Here is a 12,917-nt window from a genome sequence, read left to right on the forward strand (position 1 = left end):
AAGAGCGGTTGGTTAAGATCTTTCGTCTCAACCGAGGCGCGCATTCTACAGCAGCCTCATTTGCTGTCAAGTGGTTATTTTCAGAAGTTTTCGAAGATTTCTTCAACAACTTCAACCACTTGCGCTTTCGATCTCTCGTAAGCGGGAGGCGAATTCTACAGCGTTACACGCTGCTGTCAACACCTCTTTTTCAACTTCCTTTTGGCTTCGATGAACTGAAGCAACCCGCTGTCGAAAACCACATAACTCATTGTTTACCAAAGAGTTTTCCGTTTCGACTGCGCCGGAAGTGGGGCGAATTATAGGCTTCCAGAATCTGTCGTCAACACAATTATTCGGTTTTTCTATCAAATACCTCAAAAACCCGATATTCCCACTATATAGATAGCTACAAGTCAGTACTTGAGCAATATATTGCTCATTCACTGACAGGCAAGCATCATAGCGCCACGTATTTATCGATCATGACTTCGGAAGAACTACCGCAATGACCACTCCACCTCGCAGCCTGGCAACCGCATTGTTTCCGATCGGCCTGCTATTGATCGCCATGGCGTCCATCCAATCCGGCGCGTCATTGGCCAAAAGCATGTTTCCTATTGTTGGCGCACAAGGCACCACTGCTCTGCGTTTGATTTTCGCCAGTGTGATCATGCTGGTGCTATTACGCCCATGGCGCGCCACGCTGACAGCCAAGTCCTTGCGCACGGTGATCATTTACGGGATGGCGCTGGGCGGCATGAACTTCCTCTTCTATATGTCCCTTCGCACCGTACCGCTGGGGATTGCCGTAGCACTCGAATTCACAGGCCCGCTTGCCGTCGCTATCTATGCCTCGCGCCGAGCTGTCGACTTCCTGTGGATTGCCCTGGCTATCATCGGCCTGCTGCTGTTGATTCCGACGGGCGAGGCCAGCAGCGGTATCGACTGGGTCGGCGCGGCGTACGCACTGGGCGCAGGCGGATGCTGGGCCTTGTATATTTTGTTCGGCCAAAAGGCTGGGAACGACAATGGTGTTCAGACCGCCGCACTCGGCGTAATGATTGCCGCCCTGTTCGTCGCACCGATCGGCATCGTGCATGCGGGCGCCGCGCTGCTGACGCCGGCCCTGATCCCTATCGCCATTGGCGTCGCGATTCTGTCCACCGCCTTGCCCTACACCTTGGAGATGGTCGCACTGACTCGCCTCCCTGCTCGCACCTTCGGCACGCTCATGAGCATCGAACCGGCGTTCGGCGCCCTCTCCGGCCTGCTCTTTCTGCATGAGCACTTATCCCTGGCCCAATGGCTGGCCATCACCTGCATTATCCTGGCTTCCGTAGGCGCCACGTTGACGATGCGCAACGAATCCAAACCACTGGTGCCTGCCGACTGATCATCTTTAAAGCCAGCTCTGGTATTTGCCGCTCATTTAGGCCATGTTTAGTCCGTAACCGAATGTCATTCATGGAGAATTTCGACACGGACAGCATGAACGCTTCGCTCGAGAGCGAGTAAAGCGGCTCTGTTCTTTTGCAGGGCGGCTATTAAGGATGGGAATGAAACGAATTTTGATACTGTTGCTGGTTATGGGCATCGCTGGCTGTGCTGCAACCACAAAAACAGAAGTGAAACGGGGTAAAAAAGGGCTGCATATCAACTGTTCGGGCCTGTCCTCCTCCTGGGACCAGTGTTACACCAGTGCAGCCAATTCATGCGGTGCCAAGGGCTACCGGGTGATAGCCAAATCCGGCGACAACTCCGAGGAGCCTGGGGACTATCCCTTCGGCCTCAACCCTGCCGGCTATACCAGCCGCAGTATGATCGTCATCTGCAAATAGCTGCCCGAGCAGTCTTTCCTGACTGCTCATCTTAAATTCCGGCCAATTGCGGCACGAAGGCTAAACTCCTGCTCGATCATCGAGCCAATGGAGTTCCCATGCCGCACAACAAGAAAATCGTATTAGTAGTGGGTGCCGGTGACGCGACCGGCGGCGCCATAGCCAAACGCTTTGCCCGCGAAGGCTACATCGCCTGCGTCACCCGTCGCAGCGCCGACAAACTGCAGCCCCTGGTAGAAAGCATTCAATTGGCAGGCGGTGAAGCCCATGGTTTTGCCTGTGATGCGCGCAAAGAAGAAGACGTGATCGCACTGGTCGAGCAAATCGAAACCGAACTGGGGCCTATTGAAGCGTTCGTCTTCAACATCGGCGCCAATGTGCCTTGCAGCATTCTGGAAGAAACCGCACGCAAGTACTTCAAGATCTGGGAGATGGCGTGCTTCTCCGGCTTCCTGAACGCACGGGAAGTCGCCAAGCGCATGGTCACGCGTAACCGCGGCACTATCCTGTTCACCGGCGCCACCGCCGGCTTGCGCGGAAGCGCGGGGTTTGCCGCCTTCGCTGGCGCCAAGCATGGGATACGCGCCCTGGCACAAAGCATGGCGCGGGAGTTAGGCCCGATGAACATCCATGTCGCCCATGTGGTGGTCGACGGTGCAATCGATACCGACTTCATTCGCGAGAACTTCCCGCAAAAATACGCCCTCAAGGATCAGGACGCCCTCCTCAACCCGGACCATATTGCCGACAACTACTGGTTCCTCCATCGCCAGCCACGGGACGCCTGGACGTTCGAACTGGACCTGCGCCCCTGGAACGAAACCTGGTGACTCCCTCTATAACAATAAGTAGTGAGTACAGACCATGAGTAAAACCCTGGAGTTCTTCTTTGATCTCGGCAGCCCCGCCACTTACCTGGCCTATACCCAGTTGCCGGCGCTGTGCGCCAAAACGGGCGCACAGGTGGTGTATCAACCGATGCTGTTGGGTGGTGTATTCAAGGCCACGGGCAATGCCTCGCCGATCATGGTGCCCGCCAAGGGGCGCTACATGCTCGATGACCTGGCGCGTTACGCCAAACGCTACAACGTGCCGCTCAGGTTCAACCCGCACTTTCCCATCAATACCTTGGTGCTGATGCGCGCCGTCACCGGCATTCAAATCCACCAGCCTGAGCGTTTCCTCGACTTCATCGACTGCCTGTTCCGCGCACTCTGGGTGGAAGGCCGTCACCTGGGCGACCCAGAGGTCGTGGCCAATGTGCTCACCAAACAGGGGTTCGATCCCGAGCAGGTACTGGCCCTGTCCAATGACGCAGCCGTCAAGGACGCTCTCAAGGACAAAACCGAACAAGCCATTAAACGCGGCGTGTTCGGCGCTCCCAGTTTCTTTGTAGGAAACCAGCTGTTCTTCGGCCAGGACCGTCTGGACTTTGTGCGTGAAGCCCTCAGCTAGATGTTGATTGCGGCCGGCAATGCCTTGGCCGCAACCGATCAAATCGCCGCAGTGCGCACCTGCAACCATTCAAGCGCTGCACCCTTGAGCAGCGGGCTCAAACGCTCACGCACTTGGGCGTGATACGCGTTGAACCATTCGCGCTCATCCGCCGTCAGCAACGACGGCTCCAGGCAGCGGGTATCAATCGGGCACAGGGTCAGGGTTTCGAACTTGAGAAATTCGCCAAACTCGGTCTTGCCCGCTTCACGGTTCAACACCAGGTTCTCAATGCGCACGCCCCAACGGCCAGGGCGATAAGTACCCGGCTCAATTGAAGTGATCATCCCTGGCTGCATCGCCGTTTGTGGCGCCGCAGCAGCCTGATAGGCAATCACCTGCGGGCCTTCATGCACGTTGAGGAAATAACCTACGCCATGGCCTGTCCCGTGACCGTAGTCGACGCCTTCTGCCCAGATCGGCGCACGGGCAATGGCATCCAGCAACGGTGAAAGAATGCCCTTGGGGAACTGCGCACGGGACAGAGCAATCACGCCCTTGAGCACTCGCGTGCAATCGCGTTTCTGCTCCTCACTCGGTGTACCGACAGGCACCATCCGCGTGATGTCCGTGGTTCCGCCCAGGTACTGGCCGCCGGAGTCGATCAAAAGCAAGCCATCACCTTCGATCAGCGCATGCTCTTCTTCGGTGGCGTGGTAATGCGGCATCGCGCCGTTGGCATTGAAAGCGGCAATGGTGTTGAAACTCAGCGATACATAGCCGGGGCGGCGGGTACGCGCAGCGGTCAGGTGCTCGTCAATCGTCAGTTCGGTAATGCGTTCACGGCCCAGGGCGCTATCGAGCCAGGCAAAGAATTCACACAGCGCCGCCCCATCCTGCTCCATGGCTTGGCGGATATGTTCCGCGTCCGCCAGGCTCTTGCGGGATTTGGCCAGTGTGGTGGGGTTGAGGCTTTCAACCAGCTTGACGCCCGCGTCGAGGTTTTCCAGCAAGCCGGCGGTGACGCGGGCGGGGTCTACTTGCAAGCTTGCGCCCGCCGGTACCGCTCGCAGCGCTTGCGCCACCTCGCTGTAACCACGCAGGGTCACGCCATCCTGCTCAAGCACCGCCCGCAGTTGCGCATCGACCTTGCCCAACGCCACAAACAAAGTGGCCTGTTGCTGATTGATCAAGGCAAAGGACACAAACACCGGATTGAACGACACATCAGCGCCGCGCAGGTTGAATAGCCAGGCGATGTCATCCAGCGTCGCGATGAAATGCCAATCGGCGCCCTTGTCTTTCAAACTGGCACGCAAGGCTGCCAGTTTCTCGCCACGACTGACGGTGGCTTGGGGCGGCAGGTGCTGATAAATCGGCTGGTTCGGCAACGCCGGGCGGTCTTGCCAGACTTCATCGAGCACATCGATATCGGTACGCAGACGCGCGCCACGCTCGGCTAATTTGCCACCCAGGGTACGTGCCGAGGCCACGGCCATGACCGCACCGTCCACCGCCACCACGCCACCCTCAGGGGTTTGCTCGGCCAGCCACTCCAACGGTCCAGGCTGACCCGGTTGCAGCTTCACCAACTCGATACCGCTGCCCTTGAGCTCCTTGGTCGCTTGTTCCCAATAACGGCTATCCGCCCAGACCCCGGCAAACTCCGCCGTGACGATCAGGGTGCCGACCGAACCATGAAACCCGGACAACCACTGGCGCCCTTGCCAGTAACCCGGCAAATACTCGGACAAGTGCGGGTCCGCCGACGGCACCAGCAGGGCGTGAATGCCTTCGCGGCGCATCAGTTCACGGGTATGCGCCAAGCGCTGGGGAACCGTTCCATGGGTCAAAGGCTGCGTACTCATTGTGTCTCCTGCTAACCACTAATAATTGTTATGTATTGCAAATGAAGTATCAGACAGCCCAGAACGCTGGTGCGCTGGCCTGTACCGTCTTGATCAATTGCACAGCGTCGTCGATATCCCGCTCGGTGGTGAACCGGCCCAGGCTCAAGCGAATAGTGCGACCAGCGCTGCGGGCATCATGCCCCAGGGCCACCAGGACGTGGGACGGTGCATTGCTAGCCGAATTGCACGCTGAAGTCGCCGAAAAGGCAATGCCCGCACTCAAGGCGGCAGCGTTGAATTCGCCTTCGCTGAACGTCAGGCTGAGGGTGTGGGGAATACGCTGGGTTGGGCTGCCATTGAGGCGTACTCCGGGAATCGACGCCAACTGCTCCAACAAACGCTCACGCAAGGCCACGATCTGCGCCTTTTCCTCAGCAAAATACGCCGCCGCCAGAGCGAACGCCGTGCCCATGCCCGCAATCTGATGCGTCGCCAGGGTGCCCGAACGCAAGCCACCTTCGTGGCCGCCGCCATGAATCTGTGCCAACACTTTCTGCTGCGCACGAGGCCCAACGTACAGCGCGCCAATGCCTTTTGGGCCGTAGAGCTTGTGGGCGGAAAAAGACATCAAATCCACCGACCACTGCGCCAGGTCAATGGCAACCTTGCCCGCCCCCTGTGCCGCGTCCACGTGAAACAGCGCGCCCTGCTCACGCACCCGCGCGCCGATAGCCGGAATGTCGTTAAGGGTGCCCAGTTCATTATTGACCAGCATCAACGACACCAGGAAGGTGTCCTCACGCAATGCCTCACTGACAGCCTGAGCGCTGATCAAGCCATCGGCATCGGGCACCAGATAGGTCACAGCCACGCCGGCTTCCTGCAACTGCCGCGCGGTGTCGAGTGTGGCTTTGTGCTCGATCTGGCTGGTGATGATATGCCCACCCGCCAGCCCTCGCGCCTGGGCCACCCCTTTGATCGCAAGGTTGTTGGACTCGGTGGCACCGGAAGTCCAGACAATTTGCTCAGGCTGGGCGCCGACCAATTCGGCTACCTGCCGTCGCGCCTGCTCAACCGTTTGCCGGGCCGCCTGGCCGAATGCATGGGAACTGGACGCAGGGTTGCCAAAATTGGCATTGAAACCCAGGCACTCGACCATCACCTGGATAACTCGCTCATCCACTGGCGTGGTGGCGGCATAGTCGAAATACAACGGACGTTTATTCATGGCGTAAAACTCGCAGAGCGTGTTCCCGAGAGCGGCGTCCCGGGGGCATCGAACAGAACAGAGGTCGTCAGGTTTAACTGATCGAGTGCCATTGAAGAAGGACCACGTGATGTAAATGTGCGTAGGAACGCTCCTGATTTTCAGCTTAACAGGCTCAAAGGCGATTGGGTGCAAATGCAAAAAGCCGAAAAATCCGCCATACGGACTTTTCGGCTTTTAGTGCAGCGCCACGCAACTCAAACGTTAGTAAACAACCCGCTCACCGGATCGATGTTTCCGTTGTAGGGCACAACGGTTCCGGCTGCCCGGCCGATGGTGGCCCAGATTCGCTGCATATCGACCATTTTATTGCCAATGACCGGGTTGCCTTCTTGTTGACGATCACCCTGGGCCGTGATGTTGAAATAGCGTCCTGCGCCGTCGCCGCTCTTCAACAACCCGCTGGCCCCGCCCATCAGTACCAGCGGCATATCCTTCGTATGCTCGGGGGCACCATCGGCCATCTCGCTGGTGAATACCACAAGCGTGTGTTCAAGCAGGCTGTCACCCGGCACATCGGGATCGGCATGCTTCGCCAACTCGTCCATGAACAACTTGGCTCGCTGGGTATACCACTGCCGGGATCGTTTCCATACGTCCAGCCCAGCATAACGATGGGCGCAGTCATGGGGGTTGGTCACATTACTGACGTCCAGGATATTGAGCGACTCCGCCGAGCGCCCGACTTGAATCGTCGCTACACGCGTGATGCCACACCCCAGCGCTGTGGCAACCACCTGATGGTGGTGATGCTGTACCTGGTTACGAAATTCCGCAGATTTGAACGGCAACGTTTCCATCTGCAAAGGCGAACATTCGCCAATGGGTGGCAGAGTTTCTTCCATGTCTTTCATGACCTGCTCAACCGAATCAAGCTGCATATCGAGCTTCTGCTTTTGCGCCCCCGCAAGCCTGCCTCGCAGCTCGTTGATATCCGCCCGCACCGGATCAAATACATGCATGTTTCGCACCTGCTGCTCGCGCACCTCACGACTGACCGTGCCAAAGATCTTCTCGTACATCAACACCGGATCCTGCTCAGGCCTGCGCATTGCGCCGCCATTTTCCGGCCCTTCCCAGGATACCTGCCAGGCAGTCCCGTCAATGCCCGAATGCGGTCCGGCAAAAAGACTCCGCTGGGACGGATCGGTCCCCGGCATATGACGGCCAAGCAACACATCAATCGACGCCATCTTCTTCTCACGGTCGCGCAACGCCCACGTCCAGCCGTTATGGCCTTCATTGCCAGGGCCCAGAATCGTGCCACGCAGGTACAAGGACTGGTCTTTATAGGCCGCAAGCTCCTGGCTGACCTCGTTGAGCTGGAAGTCGGAAGTGTCCAAAGCTTCGGCAGCGGGATGCCAAAGGCCTCGACCATCACTGGAATAGGCGGTTGCAGAGTCGACTGCCAGGCCATCAGGTACCACAAAGAAAACCACTTTTAACTTGGCCTGCTGGCTTTGTCCGGCCAAGGCCATACGCGCCAGGCCACACTGGGTGAGCGGACCGAACACACCTACAGCAGCCAGGCCGGCCAGAAAGCGACGACGACTTTTCAAGATATCCATGATCAATCCCTCTGCGTCTTGAATTGGAACGCGTTGGAGGTGCCCAACGTGCGCAGCATCGCTGGTAATGAGCCATTGCCCTTCAGCCCGTCGACCAATGCCTTGACCGTTGCGGAAGTGGACTCGTCGGATTTGTTGCCCGAAGCGAAACGGAAATAGCTATCCGCCATGCAGAACAGAGACGCCGAGTTGTGCGCGATCAGCTTGGAAATACCTCGCACATCGTCGATAGGCACCGCGCCATCAACCCCAATGAACGGACCGGACGCTTTGATCGGCAACTGCACAGGGAACTGCGCGTAGTTGTAGGCAGGCTCCTGCTGGCGATAGCGCCCGGCAGCGTCGTAATGCTCCATCGATGCGCCGGTGTCGTTCATGTACTGATGGCACTGCCAGCAACGCCCCCCCGAAGCCTGCTCACCATTAATCAGGTCCCAGCGTTCACGGGTACTGATCGCACGCGCAGGGTAGGCCGGCTCTGTGGGCTCGGCTTCGACCGGCGCCCCAAACTCTCGGCAGAAAAGCTGCTCGCGAATGGCAATGCCGCGCTTGACCAGTGAGGTGACCTGATAGTCAGAGGTAGAGGCCTGAAAAAGCCCCAAGTGCAACAAGCCACCCCGTTTCTCATCCACGGCGACTTTGTGCAGCGTGTCACCGGTTACGCCGCCGATACCGTAGTGTTCGGCCAGAGCCTTGTTGAGGAACGTCACACCGGGGTTGAACAGCTCGTCCAACGTCCCCTTGCCGTCGAGCATCACGTGACGCGTCAACAGGGCCTGCTCCTGGGTCATCAACTGGATCATCTGTGCGCTCAGGCCGGGCTTCTCCTGCACCCCGCGCTGAGTCTTGATGTAGTAACTGATGAACCGATTGAACTGCTCAAGCCCGCGCTCACTGCGCATCATCCGGTCTATTTCTGCGCTGATTTGCTGCACTGTCTGCAACTCGTTGCGCTCTGCCTTGGCCAGCAGTTGCGCGTCCGGAGTGGTGCCTTGATAGGTGTAGGACAATGCGGTTGCGGTCTCATAAGGGGTCAGTTTGTAGACCTCGGCCTGCCGTGCGACAGCCTGGCCCAACTCCGAGCGATACAGGAAGTTGGGCGACAACAGCAGCGCAGCGATCAGCGCCCGCTCTCCATGCTCATCCAGCACCGCCTGATAACGCGACAACTCAGACGGGCTCAAAGGACGGCGGAACACTTGATAACCCAGGGCACTGACCTCAAGGGTACCGGCAGTGGATTTGAAGCGTTTTACACGTTGAGGTGCCACCTGCTCGGCGATCGACACCGCCATGCCATACAGCTGCTTGATGTCTTCAGCCTGCAGCAGCCCTTTGCTGGCTTCACCTGGGAACTTGAAGTCTTTCTCGGATTTATCTGCCGGCAGCTTCTGGGTATTGACCTCCACGCCGAGTATGTCCTTGACACTGGCCGCGTATTCATCGCGCGTCAGCAAGCGCAACTGGCGCTGACCGTGAGCCTCGTTCGGGCTCAGGTAAGGCGCCCACACCACCTCAAACAAATGCTTGCTGATTTCGGTTGCACAGGTGGTGTCGCAATGCCCGGCCACCGGCATGCTCTGGATTTGCCGCACCAACGCATCCTGGCCAGCACTGCTCCACGCCACCGCCATGCGCAGGTTGTTGAAAAACTCCACCGCATGGCATTTGGTGCAGGATTCGGCAAGCACTGTTTCGCCCAACTTCGCTTCATGACGGTAACTGATAGGTGTCAGTTGCTCGTCCTGGCTGTCCTCGTTGATACGCAGCGCTACCTGTTCCGGCTGTGGCAGTTCCTGTGGGTAAAAGGGATAGATGACCTCGTAATCCCCATAGTCCAGAAGCTCGGTGACACTTTCGCCCCAAGGCACCTGCACCACTTTGGGCTCGGTGCTCGTAGAGCCCTTGAGCTTGAGGGTGAAATGCCAAGTGGAATCCGTTACCGACGCAGGCTTGGGCGGCGCCAACACCGTGATCTTGATATCCAACTTGATCGGCCGCAGACGGTATTGCATGTTCAACACGTGCTTGTTGTCGTCGGCAGACAAGGTAAGTGAAGTATTGCGCGTCTGTGGAATCCAGTTTTTCACATCATTGAGCCGAACCTGGTAAGTCCCGTAGGGCAAACCCTTGAGCACCAATGCGGCATAACTGTCAGCAGGGTTGAAGGATGCATGGAACTGGCGGGTATTACCGCCCGGCGCAATCAGCGTGCCACTGATCATCTCATTCTCCAGCTCAGGTGCCGGTGCGAGCGCCGGCCGCAGGGTCAACTCTGTGTTCGGCAACCCTGCTGGGTCATAACTGACGCGATAAATCACCCCGGCGACGTCATCGGAGATCAGCAGGCTGTTGTCCGGTAGCGCCAGGAAGTCAGCCGGCCGACCAATGCAGGAGTCGTCCAGGCAATACACATCGAAACGCAGGGGGTCCTGGATAAACCCGTTGATCAACGGGATCTGATTGACCACTCGCGTTCCGTCCTGGATCGAGACGAGTCGCACATCCATACCCGGCCGCTCGGACGTGCCCGCTCCATGCACGGCAACCAGCATGTTCTGCGAACGTGTGCGAGCCGGGTAACCACTCCAGAACTTCAGCCCCAGAGGTGCGGTGTTGGTACCCAGCTCGAAGGCGGCAGGCACGTAGTCTTTCGGGTCGATCTGCTGCCGGGACTTATCGGAAACAATCGCTCCCTGAACCAAGGGCGGCTGGATCACCGCCGGGTTGCCAAACTCCTCATCGGTGAAACCCGGCGTGCCTTTGCCAAACAGATAGGGCACACCGAAGTGCAGGTTTGGGCCGCTGATGCGGTTGATTTCGTCGGGGTTGGGGTAGCCCTGGCGGTTGTTGTCGGTGAACCAGATTTCACCGGTCTGCGGGTTCCAGTCGAACCCCACAGAGTTGCGCACCCCTTTTGCAAGAATCTGCGCTTTACCGGTCACGGTGTCATAACGCAGTAACGTGCCGTAACGCGGGTCAGGCGGGATCATGCACAAGTTGCAAGGAATGCCGACAGCGGTGTACAGGCCAGTGTCGGCGGGGTCCAGCGGGTTGAAATGCAAAGGGTGCTTCATATGCCAGAAGCGAGTGCTGGAGCCAGACGCCACGGAAGGCAGAGGAAATGGCGCATCGTCGGCGGGGAATTTGAACACCCGCTCAGGCGAAGGATCCTTGTAATGCGCATCGGCATCGCGCAAACGATAGAGGCCGCCAGTGGTCGAGTAGTACAAATCACCGTCGCGATACACAACCCCGTGCGGCTCCTCCAACCCGCTGGCAATCACGTAGATGCCGGTAGGTTTGCCGGCATTGTCCAGGGGCAAGGCATAGATCATATCGGCGATTTTACCGTCATAGACGTAGGATGGAATCGCACTGGAGCCCACATAGAGCACGTCCTTGCCCATCGCCATCTGCCGAGGCTGTATCAGCCCCTGGGCAAACAATTCAATCTTGACCCCTGGCAGGCCGCTGAGCCTGCCCACCTGCACCGGTGGCCGATACTTCAGGGTGACCGCCTGTTCCTCACCCTCCTCTCGCTGGAAGGAAACGATACGCGGTGTGTTCAAGGGCACAAACCCACCAGCGGGGTTCATCACCAGTTGGTAGTCGCAGGCCTTCAGGTTATCGAGGTGAATGGTTTCGCCGGACTTGGCACTGATCGGGATCTCCTCGGCTTTGCAGCGCAATACGCCAGTGACTACCTGATCGGCCCGCGCCACGCCCGGGGTTGGCTGGCTGATCGGCCCCCGGCCGCTTAACGTGCTGAAGTTCAGGGTCAGACGGTTACCCTGGAAGCCACCGCATTCCCCCAGATCCTTCCAGGCATCGCCCCAAATCTCGACACCATGAGAGGATGGCTGCCCGGGGTTGTAATCGGGCTGGTTGCACCATTGCCAACTGCCCGGCCCGTGCGGCGACTTGTCAGTGTCTTTCCAACATTCAAACTCGTGGGTTTTGTCCTGCTGGTTTTTGTTCTGCACCCGATTGCCTTGTTCATAGACGGTCCCAGCTTTGTAGGCAGGTGCCGTACAGGCCGCCGCCGAAACCTCCACACTCAGCAACGCGAAGAACACGCCAGGCAAACCCCAACCACAGCGCGAAACAAGCAAACCCCACCCGATCGACATCCTCATGATCACCAGCCTCAATGGCAGGCCAGGCGTATTTCTATCGAAGAAAGACTGCGCAGTTTTACGATCCCGTCAGAAAGCACCCGGCACGGAGTCACGCGCCGCGAACGGCTGACGCAACCCGAAGTACATTCAATTTGGAATGTCTTGCAATGCTATTCCACAGCGAAACTACGACATGGCACGAAGCCAAAGAGACAGGAAAAATCAGACACTCGACTCAACCATCCGCCTGCATCATACAGCCGTGATGCGTTGCTAAGGCTAAGTTCTAGCCGACAGATATCAGCTCGTCAAACCGGAAGACGTACCTGTCGTCACCCGGCTCTCAACTCGCACGGCCGCTGCGCTGTGCAGCGCGCTGTGCGTTCATTTCAGCCTGCTGATCAAAGCCAAAGGTTTTCTGTGGCTGGCCAGTCAGGGCAGCACGCTGCTGTTGGTATTCATCAAATGACAACCCGCGACGACTCAACGCTTCCAGCGCCAACTGTTTGGTTTCTTCTGCCGTGTAAGGGCGCATCTCAGGCGATGGGTGAGTCGCGCACCCGGCGAGAACAGAGATGACAGACAGTAACGAAATAGCGAGTAGACGGTTCATGGCGGCGGTCCTGCTGGGGAGGTTTCGAGTCAATGAACACAGGCTACTCCCGCCCCCCTGCCATGAAAAATCAACGCCCGTGATAGTCGCTATCAACCGTTACAGCAGGTTCGATAGCGCAACCTATATATTCGTTTTCGATCTATAAATATTTAAATGCATTCGTTTACGGAATAAATTCAACCCTCTATAAATGGCGTCACGTAGCCCGACTGTTCGCCACGCAACGGTCACCCTGGCGACA

The 12,917-nt window shown here is 58.0% G+C and carries 10 protein-coding genes; 5 read left to right on the forward strand and 5 right to left on the reverse strand.

Annotated elements, in window-relative coordinates; translation table 11 throughout:
• The 5 genes from GIV26_RS25785 to GIV26_RS25805 all read left to right on the forward strand — a co-directional run.
• Positions 1 to 305: hypothetical protein (locus tag GIV26_RS25785; RefSeq protein ID WP_236282745.1), on the forward strand; the 305-nt coding region annotated here is incomplete at its 5' end.
• Between the two features lie 182 nt (positions 306 to 487).
• Positions 488 to 1,375 carry a threonine/homoserine exporter RhtA gene (gene rhtA / locus GIV26_RS25790; RefSeq protein WP_034127259.1) on the forward strand — a complete coding sequence of 296 codons (888 nt, stop codon included), beginning with the start codon at positions 488 to 490 and terminating at the stop codon, positions 1,373 to 1,375.
• A gap of 163 nt (positions 1,376 to 1,538) precedes the next feature.
• Positions 1,539 to 1,820: a hypothetical protein gene (locus tag GIV26_RS25795; protein ID WP_186527855.1), complete on the forward strand. Its 282-nt coding sequence runs from the start codon at positions 1,539 to 1,541 to the stop codon at positions 1,818 to 1,820.
• Between the two features lie 98 nt (positions 1,821 to 1,918).
• Positions 1,919 to 2,650, forward strand: coding sequence for an SDR family oxidoreductase (locus GIV26_RS25800; protein ID WP_127881423.1), 732 nt, complete (start codon positions 1,919 to 1,921; stop codon positions 2,648 to 2,650).
• Between the two features lie 34 nt (positions 2,651 to 2,684).
• Positions 2,685 to 3,275 carry a 2-hydroxychromene-2-carboxylate isomerase gene (locus GIV26_RS25805; RefSeq protein ID WP_072448074.1) on the forward strand — a complete coding sequence of 197 codons (591 nt, stop codon included), beginning with the start codon at positions 2,685 to 2,687 and terminating at the stop codon, positions 3,273 to 3,275.
• A 38-nt stretch (positions 3,276 to 3,313) separates the two neighbouring features.
• Here GIV26_RS25805 and GIV26_RS25810 read toward each other — a convergent pair whose 3' ends face one another.
• From GIV26_RS25810 to GIV26_RS25830, 5 genes are all read right to left on the reverse strand, one after another.
• Positions 3,314 to 5,122 carry an aminopeptidase P family protein gene (locus GIV26_RS25810; RefSeq protein ID WP_236282747.1) on the reverse strand — a complete coding sequence of 603 codons (1,809 nt, stop codon included), beginning with the start codon at positions 5,120 to 5,122 and terminating at the stop codon, positions 3,314 to 3,316.
• Positions 5,123 to 5,171: 49 nt separating this feature from the next.
• A complete protein-coding gene (locus GIV26_RS25815; RefSeq protein WP_200649171.1) occupies positions 5,172 to 6,332 on the reverse strand; it encodes a cysteine desulfurase family protein in 1,161 nt (386 codons plus the stop codon).
• Positions 6,333 to 6,568: 236 nt separating this feature from the next.
• On the reverse strand, positions 6,569 to 7,939 hold the full coding sequence (locus tag GIV26_RS25820) for a DUF1552 domain-containing protein (RefSeq protein ID WP_236282749.1): 1,371 nt from the start codon (positions 7,937 to 7,939) through the stop codon (positions 6,569 to 6,571).
• 2 nt (positions 7,940 to 7,941) lie between these two features.
• Positions 7,942 to 12,072 carry a DUF1592 domain-containing protein gene (locus tag GIV26_RS25825; RefSeq protein WP_236282751.1) on the reverse strand — a complete coding sequence of 1,377 codons (4,131 nt, stop codon included), beginning with the start codon at positions 12,070 to 12,072 and terminating at the stop codon, positions 7,942 to 7,944.
• Positions 12,073 to 12,403: 331 nt separating this feature from the next.
• Positions 12,404 to 12,673 (reverse strand): hypothetical protein, encoded by a 270-nt coding sequence (locus GIV26_RS25830; protein WP_054921668.1) that lies wholly within the window; start codon positions 12,671 to 12,673, stop codon positions 12,404 to 12,406.
• Positions 12,674 to 12,917: the final 244 nt, after the last annotated feature.

Origin of the sequence: Pseudomonas sp. PA-1-3F, assembly GCF_021609665.1 — a bacterium.
Lineage (GTDB): Bacteria > Pseudomonadota > Gammaproteobacteria > Pseudomonadales > Pseudomonadaceae > Aquipseudomonas > Aquipseudomonas paracarnis.